The 21,744-nt window shown below is 60.3% G+C and carries 23 protein-coding genes; 16 read left to right on the top strand and 7 right to left on the bottom strand.

Going from position 1 to position 21,744, the window contains the following annotated elements; genetic code table 11:
• Positions 1–99: 99 nt before the first annotated feature.
• The 4 genes from KQ296_RS09370 (at position 100) to KQ296_RS09355 (ending at position 4,864) form a co-directional block, all read left to right on the top strand.
• Entirely contained in the window at positions 100–1,884 is a 1,785-nt protein-coding gene (locus KQ296_RS09370; RefSeq protein WP_011932534.1) for a proline--tRNA ligase, read from the top strand.
• A gap of 44 nt (positions 1,885–1,928) precedes the next feature.
• A complete protein-coding gene (psb27, locus tag KQ296_RS09365) occupies positions 1,929–2,354 on the top strand; it encodes a photosystem II protein Psb27 (protein WP_011932533.1) in 426 nt (141 codons plus the stop codon).
• A 112-nt stretch (positions 2,355–2,466) separates the two neighbouring features.
• The gene (locus KQ296_RS09360) at positions 2,467–3,780 is read left to right on the top strand and encodes an adenylosuccinate synthase (protein ID WP_011932532.1); all 1,314 of its coding nucleotides are present in this window, start codon (positions 2,467–2,469) and stop codon (positions 3,778–3,780) included.
• Between the two features lie 70 nt (positions 3,781–3,850).
• Positions 3,851–4,864, top strand: a complete 1,014-nt coding sequence (locus KQ296_RS09355) for an adenosine kinase (RefSeq protein ID WP_011932531.1) — start codon at positions 3,851–3,853, stop codon at positions 4,862–4,864.
• On the opposite strand, the gene KQ296_RS09350 is transcribed toward KQ296_RS09355, so the two are convergent.
• Positions 4,861–5,670, bottom strand: coding sequence for a precorrin-6A/cobalt-precorrin-6A reductase (locus KQ296_RS09350; RefSeq protein ID WP_011932530.1), 810 nt, complete (start codon positions 5,668–5,670; stop codon positions 4,861–4,863). The two genes, KQ296_RS09355 and KQ296_RS09350, sit on opposite strands and share 4 nt — an antisense overlap.
• A gap of 14 nt (positions 5,671–5,684) precedes the next feature.
• Here KQ296_RS09350 and KQ296_RS09345 point away from each other — a divergent pair, with 14 nt between their 5' ends.
• Positions 5,685–6,149 (top strand): single-stranded DNA-binding protein, encoded by a 465-nt coding sequence (locus KQ296_RS09345; protein ID WP_011932529.1) that lies wholly within the window; start codon positions 5,685–5,687, stop codon positions 6,147–6,149.
• Here KQ296_RS09345 and KQ296_RS09340 read toward each other — a convergent pair whose 3' ends face one another.
• Positions 6,150–6,311 (bottom strand): hypothetical protein, encoded by a 162-nt coding sequence (locus tag KQ296_RS09340; RefSeq protein ID WP_011932528.1) that lies wholly within the window; start codon positions 6,309–6,311, stop codon positions 6,150–6,152. It lies immediately after the preceding gene.
• Between the two features lie 129 nt (positions 6,312–6,440).
• Between KQ296_RS09340 and KQ296_RS09335 the strand changes: the two genes are divergently transcribed.
• The 3 genes from KQ296_RS09335 to KQ296_RS09325 are packed head-to-tail and all read left to right on the top strand — an operon-like array spanning position 6,441 to position 8,970.
• The gene (locus KQ296_RS09335) at positions 6,441–7,007 is read left to right on the top strand and encodes a DUF2854 domain-containing protein (protein WP_011932527.1); all 567 of its coding nucleotides are present in this window, start codon (positions 6,441–6,443) and stop codon (positions 7,005–7,007) included.
• A 10-nt stretch (positions 7,008–7,017) separates the two neighbouring features.
• Complete coding sequence (gene argB / locus KQ296_RS09330; RefSeq protein WP_259726461.1) at positions 7,018–7,875, top strand: acetylglutamate kinase; 858 nt, start codon at positions 7,018–7,020, stop codon at positions 7,873–7,875.
• A gap of 3 nt (positions 7,876–7,878) precedes the next feature.
• Positions 7,879–8,970, top strand: coding sequence for a DUF3153 domain-containing protein (locus KQ296_RS09325; RefSeq protein ID WP_011932525.1), 1,092 nt, complete (start codon positions 7,879–7,881; stop codon positions 8,968–8,970).
• A gap of 2 nt (positions 8,971–8,972) precedes the next feature.
• On the opposite strand, the gene priA is transcribed toward KQ296_RS09325, so the two are convergent.
• Positions 8,973–11,261 (bottom strand): primosomal protein N', encoded by a 2,289-nt coding sequence (gene priA, locus KQ296_RS09320; RefSeq protein ID WP_011932524.1) that lies wholly within the window; start codon positions 11,259–11,261, stop codon positions 8,973–8,975.
• Positions 11,262–11,559: 298 nt separating this feature from the next.
• Between priA and rpoD the strand changes: the two genes are divergently transcribed.
• Positions 11,560–12,912, top strand: coding sequence for an RNA polymerase sigma factor RpoD (gene rpoD, locus KQ296_RS09315; protein ID WP_011932523.1), 1,353 nt, complete (start codon positions 11,560–11,562; stop codon positions 12,910–12,912).
• A gap of 107 nt (positions 12,913–13,019) precedes the next feature.
• Here the strand turns inward: rpoD and KQ296_RS09310 are convergent, their stop codons facing one another.
• Positions 13,020–13,472 (bottom strand): DUF6561 domain-containing protein, encoded by a 453-nt coding sequence (locus tag KQ296_RS09310; RefSeq protein ID WP_011932522.1) that lies wholly within the window; start codon positions 13,470–13,472, stop codon positions 13,020–13,022.
• A 193-nt stretch (positions 13,473–13,665) separates the two neighbouring features.
• On the opposite strand from KQ296_RS09310, the gene hemC reads away from it, so the two are divergent.
• Both hemC and KQ296_RS09300 read left to right on the top strand, forming a co-directional pair.
• The gene (gene hemC, locus KQ296_RS09305) at positions 13,666–14,619 is read left to right on the top strand and encodes a hydroxymethylbilane synthase (RefSeq protein WP_041428770.1); all 954 of its coding nucleotides are present in this window, start codon (positions 13,666–13,668) and stop codon (positions 14,617–14,619) included.
• 2 nt (positions 14,620–14,621) lie between these two features.
• Positions 14,622–15,254 carry a MarC family protein gene (locus KQ296_RS09300; RefSeq protein ID WP_011932520.1) on the top strand — a complete coding sequence of 211 codons (633 nt, stop codon included), beginning with the start codon at positions 14,622–14,624 and terminating at the stop codon, positions 15,252–15,254.
• Here KQ296_RS09300 and KQ296_RS09295 read toward each other — a convergent pair.
• On the bottom strand, positions 15,244–15,753 hold the full coding sequence (locus tag KQ296_RS09295) for a L,D-transpeptidase (RefSeq protein WP_011932519.1): 510 nt from the start codon (positions 15,751–15,753) through the stop codon (positions 15,244–15,246). The genes KQ296_RS09300 and KQ296_RS09295 overlap by 11 nt on opposite strands.
• Positions 15,754–15,912: 159 nt before the next feature.
• On the opposite strand from KQ296_RS09295, the gene KQ296_RS09290 reads away from it, so the two are divergent.
• A complete protein-coding gene (locus tag KQ296_RS09290) occupies positions 15,913–16,890 on the top strand; it encodes a hypothetical protein (RefSeq protein WP_011932518.1) in 978 nt (325 codons plus the stop codon).
• Between the two features lie 91 nt (positions 16,891–16,981).
• Here the strand turns inward: KQ296_RS09290 and KQ296_RS09285 are convergent, their stop codons facing one another.
• Positions 16,982–17,569, bottom strand: a complete 588-nt coding sequence (locus KQ296_RS09285) for an inorganic diphosphatase (RefSeq protein WP_011932517.1) — start codon at positions 17,567–17,569, stop codon at positions 16,982–16,984.
• Between the two features lie 73 nt (positions 17,570–17,642).
• Here KQ296_RS09285 and KQ296_RS09280 point away from each other — a divergent pair, with 73 nt between their 5' ends.
• Positions 17,643–17,984, top strand: a complete 342-nt coding sequence (locus KQ296_RS09280) for a multidrug efflux SMR transporter (RefSeq protein ID WP_011932516.1) — start codon at positions 17,643–17,645, stop codon at positions 17,982–17,984.
• A gap of 84 nt (positions 17,985–18,068) precedes the next feature.
• A complete protein-coding gene (locus KQ296_RS09275) occupies positions 18,069–18,722 on the top strand; it encodes a TVP38/TMEM64 family protein (RefSeq protein WP_011932515.1) in 654 nt (217 codons plus the stop codon).
• On the opposite strand, the gene KQ296_RS09270 is transcribed toward KQ296_RS09275, so the two are convergent.
• Positions 18,711–20,192: a malate:quinone oxidoreductase gene (locus KQ296_RS09270; protein ID WP_011932514.1), complete on the bottom strand. Its 1,482-nt coding sequence runs from the start codon at positions 20,190–20,192 to the stop codon at positions 18,711–18,713. The two genes, KQ296_RS09275 and KQ296_RS09270, sit on opposite strands and share 12 nt — an antisense overlap.
• 85 nt (positions 20,193–20,277) lie before the next feature.
• Between KQ296_RS09270 and KQ296_RS09265 the strand changes: the two genes are divergently transcribed.
• Both KQ296_RS09265 and KQ296_RS09260 read left to right on the top strand, forming a co-directional pair.
• Entirely contained in the window at positions 20,278–20,523 is a 246-nt protein-coding gene (locus KQ296_RS09265) for a NifU family protein (RefSeq protein ID WP_011932513.1), read from the top strand.
• 45 nt (positions 20,524–20,568) lie between these two features.
• Complete coding sequence (locus KQ296_RS09260; protein WP_011932512.1) at positions 20,569–21,711, top strand: hypothetical protein; 1,143 nt, start codon at positions 20,569–20,571, stop codon at positions 21,709–21,711.
• The last annotated feature ends 33 nt before the right edge of the window (positions 21,712–21,744 follow it).

Genomic DNA, 21,744 nt, shown 5'->3' with positions numbered 1-21,744 from the left:
ACTCGTGATGCCAGCAACGATCACAGCCAAAGGGACACTTCTCAGATCGACCGTTTTATCAGCGGTGATAACTTTCAACGGTTCTTTTGTTTGGATGTCATGCGCGTCTCCCGCCTGATGCTGGTGACGCTGAGGGACGTCCCTGCTGACGCGGAAATCCCCTCCCATCAATTGCTTGTTCGAGGGGGTTACATCCGTCGCATCGGCTCAGGCATCTATGCCTACCTGCCGATGATGTGGAAGGTGCTTCGCAAGATCAATGCGATTGTGCGCGCTGAACTCAATCATCTTGGCGCCCTCGAGACTCTGCTTCCTCAGCTCCAGCCTGCTGACCTCTGGGAAAGGAGTGGGCGTTGGCAGGGCTACACCGAAGGGGAGGGAATCATGTTCCACCTGGAGGATCGCCAGAATCGCCAACTCGGCCTTGGTCCAACCCATGAAGAGGTGATTACCGAACTGGCCGGAGACCTGCTCCGGTCTTACCGACAGCTGCCGGTCACGCTCTATCAAATCCAAACCAAATTTCGAGACGAGATCCGTCCCCGTTTCGGTTTGATGCGTGGCAGGGAATTCATCATGAAGGATGCCTATTCGTTCCACGCCAACCAGGAGGACCTCGAAAACACGTATCAAGCGATGGCGACTGCCTACGCGCGGATTTTCGAACGGTGTGGACTCGAAGCGGTGGCCGTAGACGCAGACAGCGGCGCCATCGGAGGTGCTGCGTCCCAGGAATACATGGTGACCGCCGCAGCCGGTGAAGATCTGATTCTCACGAGCAGCGATGGCCTCTACGCAGCCAATCAGGAGAAAGCAACCTCTCGCCCCCCTGTGGCCCTACCGCTTGCTGCCGGTGAAGAGCGCATGATCGAGACCCCTGATCAGAGCTCAATCGAACAGCTCTGTGCAGCCAATGGCTTGGATCCCACCCAAACCGTGAAAGTGCTTGTGCTGCTCGCCCGTCTCGACGACGGACGGGAGCAACCGACCCTGGTCAGCCTGCGAGGAGATCAGGATCTCAATGAGGTGAAGCTCGCGAATGCGGTGAGCCGCTCGCTGAATGCTGCTGTGCTGGAGATCAGGCCCATCTCCGAAAATCAGCTCTGTCAACAAGATCTATCGGAGTTTCCTTTCGGGGCCATCGGCCCTGATCTCAGCGACACAGCTCTGAAGGGATGCCGCTCCTGGGAAAACCATTTCCTGAGACTGGCCGATGCAACGGCACTCGATTTGCCACGGTTCGTTTGTGGAGCCAACAGCAAGGATCAACACTGCTGGGGACGGACATGGGATGCCATGCCGGCGCAGATCAAAGCTGATCTAAGAACAGCCCGCGCGGGTGATCAGTGTGTGCACGATCCCTCCCAAACGTTGTCGGAGTGCCGGGGAATCGAAGTGGGGCACATTTTTCAACTCGGGAGGAAATATTCGGAAGCCCTCGATGCTCGTTTTACCAACAGCGCGGGACAGCAGGAAGCGCTGCTGATGGGCTGCTACGGCATCGGCATCTCCAGGCTTGCCCAGGCAGCTGTGGAACAGCATCACGACGAGGCCGGCATCTCCTGGCCTTTGGGAATCGCTCCGTTCCAGGTGATCGTGGTGATTGCCAAAATTCAGGATCCAACGCAGGTCGCCCTCGCAGAAGAGCTCTATCAGTCGTTCTTAGACGCAGGCATCGATGCCTTGCTGGACGACCGTGACGAACGGGCCGGCGTGAAATTCAAGGATGCTGATCTCATTGGCATTCCCTGGCGAATCGTGGTGGGAAGAGACGCTGGTGAAGGGAAGGTTGAAGTGGTGGAGCGGTCAACACGCTGTTCCACATCGGTTCCCCATCAAGAGGCTTTCCAACAAGTGAAGGACTCCATCTCCACCCACCTGTGATTCGGGATCTCACCCCCATTACAGTTCCGCAAATCCTCTGAACCATGCACGCTGCGCTGACCCGTCTGGGCCGACACCTCAAGAGCCTCACCCTCTCGCTCTGTCTCGGACTCGCCCTACTGCTTACCGCCTGTGGTGACAGCACCACGTCCTTGCTTTCCGGGGACTATGTCGAAGACACCGTGGCTGTGGTCCACATGCTTCAAAACACTCTGGCGCTGCCTGCCGACGCGGAAAGCCTTCAGGACTCGGAGCATGAAGCTCATGATCTCATCAATGACTACATGTCCCGGTACCGCCCGAGGCCCCAGGTGAACGGATTGAGCTCATTCACCACGATGCAGACAGCGCTCAATTCTCTGCAGGGTCACTACAACACCTACACCAACCGTCCGGTTCCGGAAGCCCTCAAAACTCGCGTTGAGAAGGAACTCAGCAAAGCGGAAAAGGCGGCTCTTCGCGGCACCTGATCTGCCGACGGACCGATCTGCATCACAGAATCCGAAGTCTCTTTGACCCTCGGCAGGTGAGTCTGAGAGACTTACGGATTGTGCAGAACCGCGGCTTCGGGCCGCCGAGTCTTTGGCCAACGTTGTCGTCATCGGTGCTCAGTGGGGTGACGAGGGAAAAGGGAAAATCACCGACCTTCTGAGTCGTTCCGCGGATGTGGTGGTCCGTTACCAGGGGGGAGTCAACGCCGGACACACCATCGTGGTGGATGGTCAGGTCCTGAAACTGCACCTCATTCCCTCCGGGATCCTCTACCCAGACACCATCTGTCTCATTGGATCCGGCACTGTGGTGGATCCCCGGGTGATGCTCGGTGAGCTCGACATGCTCATTGAAAACGGCATCGACATCTCTGGCCTGCAGTTGGCGTCAACGGCCCACGTCACGATGCCGTACCACCGCTTGCTGGATCAGGCAATGGAACGGCAGCGGGGCGAGCGCAGGATCGGAACCACCGGTCGAGGCATTGGTCCGACCTATGCGGACAAGTCGCAGAGAAGCGGAATCCGAGTCATCGATCTGCTCGATGAACAACGGCTGAGGGACCGCCTTGAGGGACCGCTTCAGGAGAAAAATCAACTCCTGCAGACCATCTACGGGATGGATCCCCTCAACGCCGACGAGGTGATCGCCGAGTATCTCGCCTACGGCAAGCGCTTGGCCCCCCACGTCGTGGACTGCTCCCGGGCCATTCATGGAGCTGCCCGCAACAGGAAAAACATTCTTTTCGAAGGTGCTCAGGGAACACTGCTCGACCTCGATCACGGCACCTATCCCTACGTCACCTCCTCCAACCCGGTCTCCGGGGGAGCTTGCATCGGTGCAGGCGTCGGACCGACCCTGATCGACCGCGTGATCGGCGTCGCCAAGGCCTACACCACCCGAGTGGGAGAGGGTCCATTCCCCACCGAGCTCGACGGCAGTCTCAACGATCATCTCTGCGACCGAGGTGGTGAATTCGGCACCACCACTGGGCGCCGTCGTCGCTGCGGCTGGTTCGATGGTGTGATTGGTCGCTATGCCGTCGAAGTCAACGGACTCGATTGCCTGGCAGTCACCAAGCTGGATGTCCTCGATGAAATCGATGCCCTCCAGGTTTGCGTCGCCTACGAACTCGACGGCGAGCGCATCGAACACTTCCCGAGTTGTTCTGAGGCTTTCGCCCGCTGCAAGCCGATCTACGAAACCCTGCCGGGGTGGCAGTGCTCCACCGCAGACTGTCGCCGCCTGGAGGATCTGCCGGAGAAAGCCATGGCCTATCTCCGCTTTCTCGCCGACCTGATGGAAGTTCCCATCGCCATCGTGTCCCTTGGGGCCAGCCGCGACCAAACCATCGTGGTGGAGGATCCGATCCACGGACCGAAACGGGCACTGCTCAGCGCCTGATCAACGGCAGCCTGCCGCAATGCGGGGGCCGCGAAGAGCGAGACTGCCTCGGTTCACGCGTTCTGCCCCCATGAGCCCATCACGATTCGCCCAAGACTCCGCCACGTTTGACGTGGTGGGGATCGGCAACGCCATCGTTGATGTGCTCGTGCAAACCGACGATGCGTTTCTTCAGCAGCAGGGCCTTCAGAAAGGCGGCATGGCCCTGATTGATGAGCAGCAGGCAGAAGTGCTTTACAACGCCAGCGGCCCTGGGCTGGAGACCTCCGGAGGCTCAGTGGCCAACACGATGGTGGGCATCGCCCAACTCGGTGGCCAGGTGGGTTTCATCGGACGGGTGCGGGATGACCAACTCGGATCGATCTTCAGCCATGACATCCGCGCCGTGGGAGCTCGGTTTGACACCCCAGCAGCCACCAGCGGGGCAACCACAGCGCGCTGTCTGATCTACGTCACTCCCGATGCCGAACGCACCATGTGTACGTTTCTCGGCGCCTCCACACAGCTCGAGCCAGACGACCTGGATCTGTCGATGGTGAAGCAAACAAAAGTGCTTTACCTCGAGGGGTACCTCTGGGACAGCCCTGCAGCGAAGCGTGCCTTCATCGCTGCTGCTGAAGCCTGCAAGAACGCAGGCGGCCAGGTCGCCCTCTCCCTGTCCGATGGTTTCTGCGTCGACCGGCATCGCGACAGCTTCCTCGAGCTGGTGAACGGCCATGTGGATGTGCTGTTCGCCAATGAAAGTGAAATCAAATCGCTGTACAGCACTGATGACTTCGACGCTGCACTCGCGCAGGTGAAAGGCTGCTGCAGTGTGGCCGCGCTCACCCGCGGCGAGCAAGGGTCTGTGGTGCTCAGTGGTGACCAGCGCTGGGACATCGCGTCCTACGCCCTGGGAGATCTGATCGACACCACAGGCGCTGGCGACCTCTATGCCGGCGGCTTTCTGCATGGCTACACCCAGGGACTTGCCTTGGAAACCTGCGGGCAGATCGGTTCCATCTGCGCGGGACAGGTGGTGACCCAGCTCGGGCCACGGTCCCAGGAGTCGCTCAAGAACTTGGTCGCCAAGCACCTGAGCTAAACCAACAAGCCATCCAGACAAGCAAGAAGCTCTTGCGGGCTCTGAACCACAGGCACAGTGTCGGGGGGGGAAGGACGCTTCACTTTCCACAAGTGGAATCCAAGCGACTCGGACAAAGTGCTCCAGAGCGCATCAGCCACACCTCCCGACTGCCTGCAGAGCACATCGGTGATGGCCCAGCGGCGACAGAGAGCGGCTTCAACAGCCCCTGGGCGCATGCCGCTCAGGGGTCGCAGCACCGCCAAGTTGTCCCCGGAGAGCCCCGCAGCTCCCGCAAGCCGGATCGCCGCGGGGGTAGGCAAGACCCGAGCTTTCACGATGGCACCGGCAGCCCGGCCGGCCTGCGTGGCCGCTGCCAGATGCCTGGCGCCCAAAGCCAGCAACACCCTGTGCCCGTGCAAGGACTGTTGGGCGAACGCATCCACCCCGCTGAGCAAAGACGTCTGGGGGGCGGTCCATCCCGGACGTTCAAACCGCACCAGAGGCAGGGAAAGGTGACTGCAGACCTGATGCAGCTGCGCGCTGATCAGCAACGCGAAGGGATGGGTGGCATCCACCACTGCATCAACGGCATGGGCCAGACAGTGAGCGCTGAGATCTTCGACAGAGCGAAACGAACCCACATGCACAGTGTTGAGGTCTGCCGATCGGTACGCCCGTGCGGCGGCTTCCGTGACGACGCTGACGCTGACATCCCTGCCTGCCTGCGCGAGGGCCGCGACCAGCGCAGGGCCCTCACCGGTGCCTGCAAACACAAGAACGTGGATCTGGCGATTCGTGCGTCGGTGCATCAGGATGGCGCTCACCGCATCGATCGAGGATGAATCACTGCGTTCTGGAAGTGGATGTTCTCCAGGCTCCCACCCTCCGTTACACCCAGGACAATCAAACTCCGATCGCGGAAATGGACGTGGGCTTCGATGCGCTCCGGCCGGATGATCCCCGCGGACAGCTGAAAGTTGTGGGGTGGGGCAACCTCGCCCAGGACCTCCAGAACCGCGTGCAGGTTGGGCAACGGCTGGTGATCGAAGGCAGGCTTCGGATGAACACTGTTCCCAGGCAGGACGGCACGAAAGAGAAACGAGCCGAATTCACCTTGTCGCGTCTGCATGCCGTCGGCGCCACTCCGGCTGGAATGCAGGCGGCTCCAGCCACGCCGCGCGCCCAGCCCGCCCCTCAAGCAGCAACGCCCCGGCCTGCAGCCTCCCATGCACCTGCTCCAGAACCCGCCGCGCAGTGGAACAGCGCTCCGCTGGTGCCTGACACCGACGACATTCCCTTCTGATTAAGGGTCGGATGATCGCTGCTCCGCTGCTCTGCGCAGCAGCTGACCGAGTTCTCGCTCCAATGCAGCCAGATCCAACCGGAAGTCGGCCCAACGCCCACGATCGATCTGCTCCAGCAGCCAGGCCCTGTCCTGTTCCAGCTGTTGGATCAGTTCCGACATCCCTTCAACTGGGTGCGGCGGGATGTCCCGTGGTGTGCTGCTCTCCATCGAGGTCGTCGGTGATCGGCCCATCCTGGCTCCCACGCCGGCAGAATGTCGCCACTGTTGAAAGCAAATCACCGAGGGCGAATGAAGGATCTGCTTTCACCGGGAAGTTTGGTCACTGTTGGCGGAGGGGTCCTCACCGTGGTGGGAGCCGTGGCCTACGCCACCGGGAACGCCAACCTCAGCCTTCCCACAATCTTTTATGGAATCCCGATCCTGCTTGGCGGACTGGCTCTGAAGTCATCGGAACTGCCGCCGGCCCGACGCGTGGTTCCCAAGAACCAATTGCAACGGGAAAGGGAGGCCGCGACACCGGAGCTCGGCAAACTGCTCGGCGATGTGACGCGCTGGAGATACGGTCAAAAAGCGCATCTTGAAAGTTCCCTAGAAGCCTTGAAGCTCTGGGACGAGGATCGCCCCCCCCAGCTCCTGGAAATCGAGGAGCTCCATGGCGAAGCGGGCTATGGACTGCGCCTGCGCTTTGCCTGTGAAGCGGTTCCACTCGAGCGCTGGCAAGAGCGCAGAGATCGGCTCAGCCGGTTTTTCGCCAAAGGGCTGACGGCAACCATCACGCCACTCGACGGCGACAACCTCGATCTCACCCTTCTGCCAGCGGGCGCCTCCTCGGCGGGCGAGCATGGTGAGTCCTGATCACGAACCGATGGATGATGCTCTCAGGGTTTCCGTCCTGAGCGAAGCCCTTCCGTACATCCAGCGCTTTGCCGGGCGGCGGATTGTTGTGAAATACGGCGGCGCGGCCATGGTCCATGCCGAACTGCAGTCCGCCGTGTTCAGGGATCTCGCCCTTCTGCGCAGCGTGGGTGTGCAACCGGTGGTTGTTCACGGCGGGGGACCTGAGATCAACCATTGGTTGAAGCGACTCGACATTGACCCTGAGTTCCGAGAAGGCTTGCGGGTCACTGATGCAGCCACCATGGACGTGGTGGAGATGGTCTTGGTGGGCCGGGTCAACAAACAGATCGTGAATGGGCTGAATCGCCTCGGAGCCCGAGCGGTCGGACTGAGTGGGAGCGATGGCTGCCTGGTGGAAGCCCGCGCCTGGGGCGACGGCAGCCACGGGCTGGTTGGCGATGTGGCCCGCGTCAACCCGGATGTGCTTGAGCCCCTACTCGACCGGGGCTATGTCCCTGTGATCTCCAGCGTCGCCGCGAACGCTGAGGGCGTTGCCCACAACATCAACGCCGACACCGTTGCCGGTGAATTGGCGGCGGCATTGGAGGCGGAAAAGCTGATCCTGCTCACCGATACCCCCGGCATTCTCCGCGATCGGGAGTCACCGGAGTCGCTGATCCGGCAACTCAAGCTGTCGGAAGCCAGACAGCTCATCGACGACGGCATTGTTGCCGGTGGCATGACCCCGAAAACCGAGTGCTGCATCCGAGCCCTCGCCCAGGGCGTCTCCGCCGCACACATCGTGGATGGCAGGGTCGCGCATGCGTTGCTCCTGGAGGTGTTCACCGATGCGGGAATCGGCACCATGGTGCTAGGGCGCAGCTGAACCATGACCGTTGGCCTGGCCGAAGCCCAGCAGGCACTGGATCGGGGTGACTACGGCCAGTGCCTGCGTCTTCTCGAACCGTTGGCAACCACCCACCCCATCAACGAACCCGAAGGGGCGTTGATCCGCATGCTGATGGTCACAGCATGGATGGGACAAGGAGAAGAACGACGCGCGATCAGCACCTGCAGGCTTCTCACCCGCTGCAAAGACCCAGACCTGCGCATCCGGGCCAGACAGCTTCTGAATGTGCTGGAGGCACCAAGTCTGGAACGGCCTGCGCGCTGGTCGATGCAGCTTCCCACCCTGGAGATGACCCCGCGCACAGGTCAGCGGCCCCGCCTGAGCCGACGACGTCGGCTTCCGGCTCCACCTCCACCGCCGCCAACGGGGCCAACCCAAGCGCCATCGGCAGGATTTGCCGCAGTGGTGCTCGCGGTGCTCGTGGGTCTCACCCTGCTGCTCGGCGGCTGCGTTCAGATCCGGGCCGACCTGGATCTTGTGGGCCCAGACCGCCTTGAAATGAGCTGGCATATCAACAGCCTGAGCGGCAGCACACTGCCCTGGCAGAACAATTTTCAAGCCGCGCTGCGCGATCAGGAGCCGAACTGGACAGCGACCCAAGGGCGTGAAGGGGAACTCAATCTCACCAGTCGGCCTCTGAACACCGACACGGCCGCAAAGTTGTTGGCCGACTCCGTTGCCCGCGCGGGACGCACCGCAGGTCTATCGCTCCCACCACCCAGCCTCTCCCTGCATGAACGGAACTGGTTGGTGGGCGTGCAGCAGAACCTCACCCTGAACCTTGATCTCACGGAGATCACCTCCCTTCCCAGCGATTCCCTCTTGATCAGCATTGGCCCCGGCACCGACCTGCGTCAGGTGAGCAGCGCGCCGATCCCTGCGCGTCTCGACAACCAACGCATCGTTTGGCCCCTCGCCCAGGGAGCGGTGAACCATCTGCAATGGCAGCGATGGCAATGGAGCCGACTCGGGCTTGGCGGCCTTGGGATCCTCGGGCTCCTGCTGATCAGCACGCTGTTGCAGTCGATCCGGCAATCTCTCGGCTTTGGATATCCGCAGCTTCCCTCCTGAGGTCAAAGCTGCAGGGGATCGGGATCCACCGAAAGGGTCACATCGTTGGGGAGACCATCCCAAAGCGCCGAACCCTCAGGCAACGGGATAGCCGACTCCGGCGGTCCATGCAGCAACAGCTGCCAGCGGCTGCGCCCGGCCACACGAGCGACCGGTGCTGGCGCTGGTCCAAGCAGTTGCCAACCGGCAGCAGAGCAAAGAGGGCGCAGTTGTTCAGCCAGCAGCGTGCCAGCCGTTGCCGTGGCCGCTGCTGAACGCCCCGCCAACCGCAACAGACAGGCTCTTGCGTAGGGAACCAACCCCGCCTGTTCTCGAAGCATCGATTCCTCGGCGAGGAAGCGTTCGTAGCGGCCGTCGATTAAGTGCTGAATCACCGGGTGATCCGGGCTGTAGGTCTGAACCAGCACCTCACCGGGCTTCTCCCCACGGCCTGCCCTACCGGCGAGTTGGAGCATGAGCTGCAGAGCGTGCTCACCAGCCCGTAGATCAGGGCGGTGCAGCAGGCCGTCAGCCGCGAGCACCGCCGCCAGGGTGACCTGGGGCAGATCCATCCCCTTGGCGAGCATCTGGGTCCCGACCAACACATCAGCCTCTCCGTCGGCAAATCGGGCCAACAGGCGCCGATGACCGTCTCGTCCCCCTGTCGTATCGCGATCAAATCGGAGCAGGCGCAGCCCGTCCAACTCCTCAGACAACCGTTCCATCACCCGTTGCGTGCCTGCCCCAAACGGCTTGAACGCCGACGAACCACAGGCTGTGCAGTGGTCGGTCACAGAAGCGCGATGGTCACACCAATGACAGCGCAGCCACTGTTGCTGCGAACGGCTGCCATGCACAGTCATGGCCACATCGCAATGCGGACACATCACCACCTCACCGCAGCTGCGGCAGCTGAGAAAGGTGCTGTAGCCGCGGCGCGGAACCAAAACAACAGCCTGTTCACCCTTGGCAGGCAGTGCTGCCAATCGATCCATCAGAGCGCGACTGATGAGCCGCTTATGGCCTTCCGCCAGCTCATGGCGCATGTCGATGATGCGGACCGGCGGCAGGGGTTGGCTCGAGATCCGCGAAGAAAGCCGCGCCAGTTCAAGGGAACCCTTCGGCTTCAGCCGGCTCCAGGACTCCAGAGAGGGCGTGGCACTCCCAAGCAGAAGTCGTCCTCCCTGACGACCAATCCGATCCAAAGCAAGATCGCGGGCGTGGTAGCAGGGCATCGGGGATTCCTGCTTGTAGGAGCTGTCGTGCTCTTCATCGAGCACGACAAGGCCGAGGGGACGCAAAGGCAGAAAGATCGCTGAGCGGGTTCCAACCACCAGAAGTGGCTCATCGGCTTCGAGGCAGCGGCGCCAGCAGCGCACCCTCTCCCCATCGCTGCAGCCACTGTGATATTCGAGCACCCGCCGGCCGAAGCGGTTGCGGCAGCGATCCGCCAACTGGGGAATCAAGCCGATTTCAGGGGTGAGCAGAAGGCAATGACGACCGCGGTCGATCTCCGCAGCTGCCAACTGCAGATACACCTCTGTTTTGCCTGAGCCTGTGATTCCCCACAACAGAAGACCACCGCCGTCAGGCAAGGCCTGAAACTGATCGATCGCCGCCTGCTGTTCTCCGGTGAGGTGGCGTGGTGGCTCCAGCCTGTCTTGATCGCAGCAAGCGCCATGGCGTTCGTTGGAGGGGCCAGACGCCGACGCGAGCCGCTGCTCTCGGCGCACATACCCCTTGGTGTGCAGGGACTGCACCATCCCGGCATGAAACCCCTGGTTCAGGAGATCCCGTTGCCAAGCGCCACCCCCAGCGGCTTCCAGAGAGTCCAGCAACGCTTGCTGACGGGTGGAGCAAGGCGAAAGCGCCTCGCCTGCCGGCTGAAGAGCAACCCACCACAGCTTTCGGCCGGAGGCAGGGGGCTTCGCCCGCTGCCCTAGCCAGCCTGGTGGCAAAGCTGCTTTGAGCATCCGGAAGGAACTGGTGTGACAGAAGGCCGCCATGGCATCGAGCCAGGCCTGCCAGTCAGAGTCCACAGCAGCCTTCTGGATCAGTGCCTCCACGGGCTGCAGGTGCTGGGATCGCTCCTGCTCGTCGGCGCGCAGAGGGCGGCACGTAGTCACCAACCCCTGCAAACGCCGACCGCGCAGACGCACCATCACAAGATCTCCAAGGCCGACCCCCAGTCGGCGATGGTCCACGTAGGTGAACGTCCGCCCCTCCCGACCGGCCTCAAGCCACACGTCCACCACCTGAAGTGGGCGGGCAACACCTTCTGGTTGAAAGAATTCCTCGGGGGTTGCCGACATCACAAGTTTTTTCTTAAGATGACGATGTTGGACAGCTCATAAGCTGTTGTCGGAACAATGCAGAGTTCCGTCCAGTGGGAAGACACGAAGCTCGAACCAGGGTTTACCCATCGGTTCACCGGTCTGAGAAAGCCCCTGACAGCCCTGCATCAACCCAACCCATCTCTTAGACCTTGATCACTGTCTCGTGTTGTCTGCCCCTGAGCAACGGGGAGATCAGAACACAGTGAAGCGTTTCTGAGCACTGCTCAGCCGCCACAGTTGCAAGTTCGACATCGAAGTTCTTCGCTTGATTCCTATGAGCCCTGCTGCAAGCAAGTCAGCTAAGGCTGACGCCAAAACAGCCCCAGCGATCGTGATGATGGCCGATGCCAACGGTCAACCCAAGGAGCTGACGGTTAAGGCCAAGGCCAAGCCCAAGAGCAGCAAGGCTTCCACGTCAACCAAAAGCAGCAAGGCCAAACCTGCCGCGAAAACAACCAAAACGGCGAAAACCAGCACAAGCAGCCGCAGCAAGGCAGCCACTCCCGCCTCTTCAGACCTGGATGCAGCAGCGGATCAACTGCTGGCCAAGGCCGCAGGCAAGAGTGCGGAGACTCCCACCAAGGCCGCAGCGAACGCTGCCTCGGCCAGCAAAGAGGAGAAGGCCAAAGCAGATGCCAAGGCCAAGGTTCTTGCCAGCATCAAGGTCGGGCCAAAAGGTGTTTACACCGAAGACTCCATTCGCGTGTATCTCCAGGAGATCGGTCGCATCCGACTCCTTCGCCCCGATGAAGAGATTGAGCTGGCCCGAAAGATCGCCGATCTTCTCCATCTCGAGGAACTCGCAGCCCAGTTTGAAAGCGACAACGGCAAATTGCCCGACACCAAGGAATGGGCTGCCCTGGTGGAGATGCCAGTGATTCGCTTCCGCCGGCGACTGATGTTGGGCCGCCGAGCGAAGGAAAAGATGGTGCAATCCAACCTCAGGCTGGTGGTGTCGATTGCCAAGAAGTACATGAACCGGGGCCTGAGCTTCCAGGATCTGATTCAGGAAGGCAGTCTGGGCCTGATCCGAGCAGCAGAGAAGTTTGATCACGAGAAGGGCTACAAGTTCTCCACCTACGCCACCTGGTGGATTCGTCAGGCGATCACGCGCGCCATTGCCGATCAGAGCCGCACGATCCGTCTGCCGGTTCACCTTTACGAGACGATTTCACGGATCAAGAAAACCACCAAAGTTCTGAGTCAGGAGTTTGGCCGCAAGCCCACAGAGGAAGAAATCGCCGAATCGATGGAGATGACCATCGAAAAACTGCGCTTCATCGCCAAGAGCGCTCAGCTGCCGATTTCTCTAGAAACACCGATCGGCAAGGAAGAAGATTCGCGCCTGGGCGATTTCATTGAAGCCGACATCGAGAATCCTGAACAGGATGTGGCCAAAAACCTTCTCAGGGAAGACCTTGAGGGCGTGCTGGCCACCCTCAGCCCTCGGGAACGGGATGTGTTGCGACTGCGCTATGGCCTCGATGACGGTCGCATGAAGACCCTGGAGGAGATCGGGCAGATCTTCGATGTCACCCGCGAACGCATCCGCCAAATCGAAGCCAAAGCGCTGCGCAAACTGCGCCATCCCAACCGCAACGGCGTTCTCAAGGAATACATCAAATAGTGAATCCTGCGCTGGACTGACATCAGACCGCGATGAGGTCAGTCTTTCGCTCAATAAGCCCTAGTGAATCGCAAGCAGGAGAACGCCATCGCTCTCCTGAACTGGCCTCAGCTGGGCTCGATGCTGTCTGTGAATTCCTGAAAAGCTTTTTTCAACCGCTCCACAGGGGTTTCCGATGGCGGGCATTCCTGGTTGGTGGAGCGGGTGTACACCTGAAGAATCCGGGCTTCAGGTTCCAGCACTGCAGCCACTGCTGCCTTCAGCATCACGATATTGCGTTGCGGTGTTAGCCCCGCCAGAAACGGTTGCAGAGACCATTCATCTCCGCCGAGGTCGCCGACCAGGCGAAGGGGACGGATCAATTGATAGGCGCGATCGCCATCGGAATCGGTGGTCTGCCGCAGACGTGTCACAACCAACAAGCCACTGGTGAGTAGCACCACGCGGATGGTTCCCTCACTGAGTACCGGCAGAAACGGAAGAGCTTCAGCCGCTTGTTGGCCTGCTTCAGCAGATGCGGAACGTCCCACTTTCACACCGTTGACGACAGGTCCTGGCATGAAACCCAATCGATGAAGGATTGATCGTAGGCCGGCTTGTCGGCGTCCTGGGCCCTGAGAACAGAGGTTGCCCCGCGCGAAGAGGCAACGGCTGGCGATGGGATCCAGCGCATGAGTTCCGTGTCACTTCCTTCAACCAGAAAGGGTTTGGCACCCTTGGCTTCGTAGGGTGACCCATCGTTTTCAAATGTCCATGGCTCTCGAGCACCTGCGCATCGCATCCCGCCGCAGCCAGCTGGCCATGGTCCAGACCAACTGGGTGAAAGCAGAGCTTGAAAAAGCCCACCCTGGCCTGGCGATCTCGGTGGAGGCGATGGCCACCCAGGGCGACAAGATTCTCGATGTGGCCCTGGCGAAGATCGGTGACAAGGGCCTGTTCACCAAAGAACTCGAAGCGCAGATGCTCGTGGGCAGAGCGGAGATTGCCGTTCATTCCCTGAAGGATCTGCCCACCAACCTCCCTGAGGGGCTGATGCTGGGATGCATCACCGAACGCGAGGATCCCGCCGACGCCCTGGTGGTCAACAGCAAGAACGCGGAGCACACCCTGGAAACCCTTCCTGAAGGATCGGTGGTTGGCACAAGCTCCCTGCGCAGACTGGCCCAGCTACGCCATCACTTTCCCCATCTTCAATTCAAGGATGTGCGCGGGAATGTGATCACCCGCCTCGAGAAACTCGATGCTGGGCAATACGACTGCCTGATCCTTGCGGCCGCTGGCCTAAGCCGGCTTGGATTCGGGGACCGCATCCACCAGATCATCCCTGGCCACATCTCCCTGCATGCCGTTGGGCAGGGCGCTCTCGGAATCGAGTGCGTCTGCGATCGACCTGAAGTCCTGAAGATCATTCAGGTGCTTGAGCATGCACCCACTGCCGGGCGCTGCCTGGCCGAACGGGCTTTCCTGCGCGAACTGGAGGGTGGATGCCAAGTTCCGATTGGCGTGAACAGCCGCATCGATGGAACGGAGCTGATCCTCACGGGCATGGTGGCCAGCCTGGATGGCCAGCGCCTGATCCGTGACGAGCGCCGCGGAAGCCTCACCGATCCCGAAGCCATCGGCCGAGCATTGGCGGCAGACTTGAAATCCCGCGGTGCGGGAGAGATCCTTCAGGAGATCTTCGCAGAGATGCGCCCCGAAGCGTAACCATGTCTCTACTGCACACAGCTGTCGGGATCTTCACGATCTCAAACCCCATCGGCAATCTGCCGATCTACCTGTCGTTTACCGATGGGAACCGGCGCAAAGATCGCGCCATCGCCCGCAGCAGTGCAGTCACATTTCTGGTCAGCCTGATGCTGGCCACCTGGCTGGGCAACGACCTGCTGGGATTTTTCGGAATTTCACGCCCGGCATTCCAGGTGGCCGGCGGGCTGATCGTGGTTCTGATCGGCCTCTCCATGCTGCGCTCAGAACCATCCAAGGTTCACCATGATCCAGCGTCCATCGAACGCGATCAGGATTCCGCTGTGAAGGGGATTGTTCCCCTCGGCATCCCCCTGTTGGCTGGCCCGGGAACCCTCACCGTGGTGATCGCAGATCCGAATGCGGCGAGCATGGGCGGAAAACTCGGCATCAGTGGCGTGGTGCTGCTGCTCACCGTGGTGGTGTACGTGATCTTCGAAGCAGGGGAGATGCTTTCCTCCAAGATCAGTGCGTCAGCACTTCAAGTGCTCACCAAGATCATGGGACTTCTTCTCACCTCCATTGCGGTGCAGATGATCTTCACCGGTTTACGTGCAGGCTTCCCCGTCTTGAAGGCGCTCGGCATCAGCGGGTGATCTTCACCGGGGTTCCGACATCCACAAGCTCATAAAGCTTTTGCACGTGAGCGTTGAGCATGCGCACGCAGCCATTGGAGACTGCCGCTCGAATCTTCACCCAATGGGGCCAGGGGGTTCCATGAATCCCGAACTGGTTGGGTCCCTGCTGAAGAAAACCAATCCAGCGGTGGCCCAAGGGACTGGAGGGTCCAGTCACCGGATGAACGCGGCCTGACTTGGTGCTTTGGTACTGAGGATTGACTCGCTTGTTCTCAACCTGGAACACACCGGTCGGAGTGGGAGTCTTGGGATCTCCAATGGCCACAGGCCAAGGCCCGATGCGCTCGCCATTGCGGATCACACTGATGCGCCGCTGTCTCAGATCAAGATGAATCAGCGTGCCTTCAGCCGCCGGAACAGGCGCTCTCGAAGCCAAACCGGGAGCAGCTCCGCCCAGGAGAGCTGCAGCAACGACGGCCGCAGAGCAGGCACTCCGCTCGAAACAGATGCGCTTCATTCCAAGACACACAAGACTTACTGGTCTCAAGCTATTCATCGGTCAGAGCAAAAACCGTCCACCATCGGAGAACTTTCTGAAGAACCCGTTCGTCTGGTCAGGGCAGCGACACCGTTATCACGGGCCTGGGTGCTAGATCGGTGCACCGGAACGCGATCAATGCCTCAGCAGCTTCGTTGGACGGACGCGGAAGCACGCCTTTTTCTGCAAGCCATCAAGACCGTCGGAACAGCGGGAGGCGTGCTTGCTCTGGAGCCAATCACTCTGGAGATGATGGAGGCCATTCAGCGCCATGTTCTGCATTCCTCAGTGGATCTCGAAACCCTTGAGATTCGCCATCCCCCCGATTACCCCGCGCTGATCAGCGATCAAAGCAAGCGAAACCAGCTGATTCAGATCCTTGTGCTCATTCCCTATGTGGACATGAATGTGGATCCACGCATGGTGGGAGTTGTGGATGATTTCGCATCATTCCTCAACATCGCACCCCAGACGCTCCAAGACCTGCACCAGGTGAGAGACAACCACCTCAGACGCTTGCTTCTCGACTACGGGCGCAGGAGCATGGGTGAATTTTTAGGGCTTGACACACCCTCTCGCTTTGTTCGCGGTGTGATCGCAGCTGTTCATCAGGCCATCGGTGATGCGTCCGTCGCCAGCCGTTACGCCACGCTCGACTCGTACGCGGAAGGAACTCTCGGCCACACGTTCTTTCACTGGTACCGCGACCGTGGCTGGGCTCTGCCAGGGGAGCACAAAAGCACTTCAGAGCTTCTGGTGAATCACGACTGCTGCCACATCCTTGGCGGATTCAACACCGACTGCGCTGGAGAGATGAATGTGGCGGCTTTTCAGGCCGGACTGTTCACCGATGGCTTCGGCTTCGAATCTTTGCTGGAAGTGATTCTCGACTTCCACCTCGGCAAGGCGTTCAGCACAAGCAACAGCATCATCCCTCCGGAAACCGGTCAGTTCATTCCTGATGCCGCCATGGCTGGCTATGAAAAAGGCTTGGCTTGCTCCATCAATCTCATTCAAGACCTTGATTTCTGGGCGATCGCCGATCAACCCGTTGTGGAGTTGAGGATGAAGTACAACATCCCAGCCACACCGGGCCCCTTATTGATCAAACCCTGAGATCGTTAAAACCAAAAAAAAGCCGCTCACAGCACGGTGAGCGGCATCAAGGATGGAGGAGGTCCAACGGATCTCAAAACTTCCAATCGCTTCAATCAACAAGCTTGGGATCAATCTCTGCCATGTACCTGGCCTCACAGGTCTTGATGATCTCCACGGCCTTCTCAGTGCCGAAGAATCCGTTCACCGTGCAGGTTCCGGGCTTCTTGAGATCTTTGTAGTGTTCCCAGTAATAGGTGGTTTCCTTTTTCCAGTGATCACCAAGATCCTCGAAGCTCTTGATGTGATCCATGCGCTTGTCGTCAGCCAACACAGCGATCACCTTGTCGTCGACTTCACCACCATCATCAAAGGTCATGATGCCGATGATGCGGGCCTCAACGATTGATCCAGGAATGAGCGGTTCGGTGACGTTGACAATTTCAATATCAAGCGGATCGCCATCCTCATCCCAGGTGCGGGGGATACACCCATAAGCGAAGGGGTAGGCCAGCGAGGAATAACCGACGCGATCCAGCTTCAGATGACCGGTTTCTGTAATCAGCTCGTACTTGTTGATCGTGTTGGAGTTGAGTTCCACGATCGTGTTCAGTCGCAGCTCAGATTCGTCGGCGAAGGCCGGGAGCACATGCAACAGATTGGGCATGCTGCGGCTGGGAGCCTGGTCGAGATTGGCCATTGGAGACGGCATTCAGCGCGGTGATCCTACGGGGGCTGGATCGGCACACTGAAACGATCAGCAAGCCGATTCCATGCCATCCCTCTCCCCCTGGGCACTGTTGCTGCTGGCCATCGGCGCTGAAGTGATCGGCACCTCCTGCCTGAAGGTGTCGGACGGGTTCAGCCGTCCATGGCCAACCCTTGCGGTTCTGACAGCGTATGGGCTTTCGATGACGCTGATGTCGCGGGTGGTGAAAACGATTCCCATGGGCATCAGTTATGCCCTCTGGAGCGGAATCGGCATTGTGGCGATTGTGCTGATTGGCGTGGTGGCGTACCGCCAGGTCCCCACAGGCGGTCAGCTCATCGGGATGGGGCTGATCACAGCGGGGGTGCTGATCGTGAATCTGTCGTCTCCCCTCACCAAAGGTTGACCACAGCATTGCGCTCACGCTGATCCATGCACAAACATCCCACTACCTGTGGGAACTTCAATGGCATTTACGCGTTAACAGCCCATGCTTCGCCTCCGCCGATTCCTGCTGATCGCTGCAAGCATCGCCGGACTCGCCGTGTTGTTTCACCTGATCCAGGTGCACGGGCTTGAGCCGCTGCGCAACCAGGTGGAACGCCTGGGGGTTTGGGCTCCCCTGGGCATCGTGCTGCTCCGCGGAATCAGCATCCTGCTGCCAGCCTTGCCGAGCACGGCTTACTCCCTGCTCGCCGGCGCTCTCCTGGGCTTTCAGACCGGCTTCATCGTCATCGTGATCGCTGATCTGCTGTTTTGCGAAACCGCCTTTCTGTTGGCGCGCAGCTACGGCCGGGAACCGATCAAACGTCTTGTCGGCAACCAGGCCATGGCCAAGGTGGAAGGATTCAGCCGACATCAATTGGAAGGCAACCCGTTTTTACTGACGGGTCTTCTGATGACAGGTCTGTTTGATTTCGTGAGTTATGCCGCCGGCCTCGGTGGCACGAGCTGGCGTGGCTTTTCCTTGCCCCTGCTCGTGAGCGTGCTGCTCAGTGATGCCCCGATCGTGGCGCTTGGAGCCGGGATTTTCAGCGGAGGCAAGCTTCTTCTGGGCGCAGCCCTTCTGGGGGTGTTTGCCCTGGCCCTGATCGCCGGGGTGGTGAAGCAGCGTGCCCGCCGGCAGGCTGAATCAGCCAGCTAAGCCGAGAAGCGCATCGCTGCGCTCGCGGGTTCGGCGCAGACCGTCGCCATCCGCGTTGAGGTCGTGGCCGAAGGAGGGAATCAGCGCCTTGAGGCGCTCCTGCCAGGCCGCCGTTGCCAAGGGCTCGGCGAAACAACGCTCCAGCACGGTGAGCATGATCGACACTGATGTGCTGGCACCCGGGGAGGCTCCCAGCAGGGCAGCCAAAGAGCCATCCGCGGAGCTCACCACTTCCGTCCCCATCTGCAGGCGGCCGCCGTCAGGGGTTCGCTTGATGATCTGCACACGCTGGCCAGCCACGGAAAGCGTCCAGTCCTGTTCCCTGGCTTGGGGAAGGAAATCCCGAAGGGCATCCATGCGATCGGCCGGGCTTTGGCGCAACTGCGTGATCAGGTAGTTCACCAAGGGGAGATTGTTCACCCCCACTTGCAGCATGGGCTGGAGATTGCTGATGCGAACCGACTTGGGCAGATCCAACAGCGAGCCCGTCTTGAGGAACTTGCTGCTGAAGCCGGCGTAAGGACCGAACAGCAACGACCTCGTTCCATCAATCCAGCGGGTGTCGAGATGGGGGACCGACATCGGTGGCGCTCCCACCTTCGCTTTTCCGTACACCTTGGCGAAGTGATGCTCCACGAGTTCCGGTTGCTGACAGACCAACCACTGGCCGCTCACAGGAAACCCAGCAAAGTTGGCAGCCTCGGGGATCCCACTGTTTTGCAGCAGCGGCAAAGCACCACCTCCAGCACCCAGGAACACAAACGGAGCCCTGACCTGACGGGCACCGGAGGGACTGCGCAAATCAATCTGCCAATCACCGGACGTCATCCGTTCGGTGCGACAACGCTTGAGCCTCTGCACACGCGTGCCGAACACCACATCCAAGGCACCCGCACTCTGCAGTGGAGCCAGCAGCATCTGCGTCAGGCTGCCGAAATCCACATCCATGCCGCGCTGAACCCGGGTGGCGGCGATGGGCTCACGCCCATTCCGCCCTTCCATCATCAGCGGAATCCAGTCGGCGATCTCTCCGGCATCCGTGCTCCACTCCATGGCCGCAAACGCCGGCACAGCACTGAGTTGGCGGTGCCGCTGCCGCAAAAAGGCCACATCCTTTTCGCCCCACACGAAGCTCAGATGGGGAACCCGATGCAGAAAACGGTCCGGTTGAAGGGACCCCAACTCCGCCAGCGATGCCCAGAACTCAAGACTGCGTTCAAACGACGCATTGATCGCCAGGGCCTTCTCCGTCGCGACCGATCCGTCATCCAACTGGGGGGTGTAATTGAGCTCGCAATTGGCTGCATGACCGGTACCGGCGTTGTTCATCGCAGCACTGCTTTCAAGCGCTGGGGCCTCCAAGCCCTCCACGAGCAGCAGCCTGAGCCTGGGGTCCAGGGCATGCAGGAGCGATGCCAGGGTGGCACTCATGATCCCAGCGCCCACCAGAACAGCGTCGTATCGATCCACAGCAGAAGGTCACCCTCCTTCAAGGGTATGGATCAACCCCGAGGGACGCATGCCTACGCTGGGCTGAAAGATTCTGAATCCGGCCATGAGCTCCGAAACGATGCCGCTGACCAGCGAAAACGTGGAGAAGGTGCTCGACGAGCTGCGCCCCTTCCTGATGGCCGACGGCGGCAACGTGGAAGTGGTGGAAATCGACGGGCCGGTGGTGAAGGTGCGGCTCCAGGGAGCCTGCGGCAGCTGCCCCAGCAGCACCATGACCCTGAAGATGGGCATCGAACGCAAAATGCGCGAGGCCATTCCCGAGGTGAGCGAAGTGGTGCAGGTGCTCTGACGCAACACCTCTCCGCAGCCATCCTGGGTGAACGCCAGTGGACGAATGCGCCTGCCCATCTCAAGACGCTTCGGATTTCTGCTCATTGCCTTGGTTCTGGCAATCACTCTGCTGTTGGGCACACGCGCGTTCGTTGATCGCGGCCCAAATGCGGACACGATTCATCCTGCCGCGGTGCAAGAGGAGATGGAAGGCACCGCGGGGCTGGAGGCCGTCCAGCCCTCCGATGCGCTCGTCGCCAAACACCCGTTCATTTATGCGGGTATTCATCTCGACAAGATCTACGAACTCAATCTCAACTCGCGCACTTTCACAGCAGATGGTGAGATCTGGCTGGAATGGCTCCCCGAGGTTGAGGCATTGCTTCAGCGGTACGACACCGACGCCGCCGATCTGATTTCACTGACCAATCGCATCGAGACGTGGGACTCCACCTTTGAACCATCCGCTGCAGGAGTGCGCGAGCTCTCAGGGGGGCGACGTCAGCTGCTCTTCCGCTTCTCGAGTCGGTTCTACGACGATGCGGTGGACTTCCGAAGGGATCCCTTCGATGTGCTGAAGGTGCCGATCATCATCGAGCTTGAACCGCTCTGGACCTCCCAGAAATACGCCGACCTGCGTTTGTTGCCGACCCCCTCCAACGACAATCTCGTGGGAGAACTGGGCTCTCTCAGTGGCTACCAGCTTCAGGGCGCCAGTTTCAAACCATTTCTGCGCCGGAGCTCCAACAGCCTGGGCACCTGGTATCGCCCCCAGCTCAGCCAGGTTCGCTTGGAAGTGATTTACCAGTCGAATCTTTGGCCAGGAATCGTGAACTGGATCATCCCCCTGATGATCATCAATTCGATCGTGCTGATGGCGCCATCGGTGGAGGGAACCCTCTCCGACGTACGCCTTGCCATTCCATCAACGGCCCTGCTCACCCTGATTTTTCTGCAGCAGTCGTACCACTCTTCCCTGCCGAAACTTCCTTACACCACCTTCCTTGATGATCTCTTCACAACGAGCTATCTGATCGCCATGGCTCTGTTCGGATTGTTCACGTGGGGGTACAACGCCTACGTGGCTGCACCGGATGAACAGAAGGCGAGCACCATGCGGCGGATCAATCAAGCCGACACCCGCTTTCAGTTCCTTTCCCTGGGCCTGCTGGTGCTGACCGCGGTGATCAGCTGGGGACGACGATGAACAAAGGCATCGCGACTGCGACGAGGAGAAGCC

Source organism: Synechococcus sp. CS-197 (assembly GCF_025128215.1).
In the GTDB taxonomy this organism is placed as follows: domain Bacteria; phylum Cyanobacteriota; class Cyanobacteriia; order PCC-6307; family Cyanobiaceae; genus Synechococcus_C.
The sequence above is the reverse complement of the archived record's forward strand: the minus strand, read 5'-3'. Positions and strand labels throughout refer to the sequence as shown.

What these genes read in the sequence shown, in the direction of transcription:
- KQ296_RS09370 (WP_011932534.1), top strand. Translation starts at nt 100, where the DNA reads ATGCGCGTCTCCCGCCTGATGCTGGTGACGCTGAGGGACGTCCCTGCT.
- psb27 (WP_011932533.1), top strand. Translation starts at nt 1,929, where the DNA reads ATGCACGCTGCGCTGACCCGTCTGGGCCGACACCTCAAGAGCCTCACC.
- KQ296_RS09355 (WP_011932531.1), top strand. Translation starts at nt 3,851, where the DNA reads ATGAGCCCATCACGATTCGCCCAAGACTCCGCCACGTTTGACGTGGTG.
- KQ296_RS09345 (WP_011932529.1), top strand. Translation starts at nt 5,685, where the DNA reads ATGAATCACTGCGTTCTGGAAGTGGATGTTCTCCAGGCTCCCACCCTC.
- KQ296_RS09340 (WP_011932528.1), bottom strand. Translation starts at nt 6,311, where the DNA reads ATGTCGGAACTGATCCAACAGCTGGAACAGGACAGGGCCTGGCTGCTG.
- KQ296_RS09335 (WP_011932527.1), top strand. Translation starts at nt 6,441, where the DNA reads ATGAAGGATCTGCTTTCACCGGGAAGTTTGGTCACTGTTGGCGGAGGG.
- argB (WP_259726461.1), top strand. Translation starts at nt 7,018, where the DNA reads ATGGATGATGCTCTCAGGGTTTCCGTCCTGAGCGAAGCCCTTCCGTAC.
- KQ296_RS09325 (WP_011932525.1), top strand. Translation starts at nt 7,879, where the DNA reads ATGACCGTTGGCCTGGCCGAAGCCCAGCAGGCACTGGATCGGGGTGAC.
- priA (WP_011932524.1), bottom strand. Translation starts at nt 11,261, where the DNA reads ATGTCGGCAACCCCCGAGGAATTCTTTCAACCAGAAGGTGTTGCCCGC.
- rpoD (WP_011932523.1), top strand. Translation starts at nt 11,560, where the DNA reads ATGAGCCCTGCTGCAAGCAAGTCAGCTAAGGCTGACGCCAAAACAGCC.
- KQ296_RS09310 (WP_011932522.1), bottom strand. Translation starts at nt 13,472, where the DNA reads ATGCCAGGACCTGTCGTCAACGGTGTGAAAGTGGGACGTTCCGCATCT.
- hemC (WP_041428770.1), top strand. Translation starts at nt 13,666, where the DNA reads ATGGCTCTCGAGCACCTGCGCATCGCATCCCGCCGCAGCCAGCTGGCC.
- KQ296_RS09300 (WP_011932520.1), top strand. Translation starts at nt 14,622, where the DNA reads ATGTCTCTACTGCACACAGCTGTCGGGATCTTCACGATCTCAAACCCC.
- KQ296_RS09295 (WP_011932519.1), bottom strand. Translation starts at nt 15,753, where the DNA reads ATGAAGCGCATCTGTTTCGAGCGGAGTGCCTGCTCTGCGGCCGTCGTT.
- KQ296_RS09290 (WP_011932518.1), top strand. Translation starts at nt 15,913, where the DNA reads ATGCCTCAGCAGCTTCGTTGGACGGACGCGGAAGCACGCCTTTTTCTG.
- KQ296_RS09285 (WP_011932517.1), bottom strand. Translation starts at nt 17,569, where the DNA reads ATGGCCAATCTCGACCAGGCTCCCAGCCGCAGCATGCCCAATCTGTTG.
- KQ296_RS09280 (WP_011932516.1), top strand. Translation starts at nt 17,643, where the DNA reads ATGCCATCCCTCTCCCCCTGGGCACTGTTGCTGCTGGCCATCGGCGCT.
- KQ296_RS09275 (WP_011932515.1), top strand. Translation starts at nt 18,069, where the DNA reads ATGCTTCGCCTCCGCCGATTCCTGCTGATCGCTGCAAGCATCGCCGGA.
- KQ296_RS09265 (WP_011932513.1), top strand. Translation starts at nt 20,278, where the DNA reads ATGAGCTCCGAAACGATGCCGCTGACCAGCGAAAACGTGGAGAAGGTG.
- KQ296_RS09260 (WP_011932512.1), top strand. Translation starts at nt 20,569, where the DNA reads ATGCGCCTGCCCATCTCAAGACGCTTCGGATTTCTGCTCATTGCCTTG.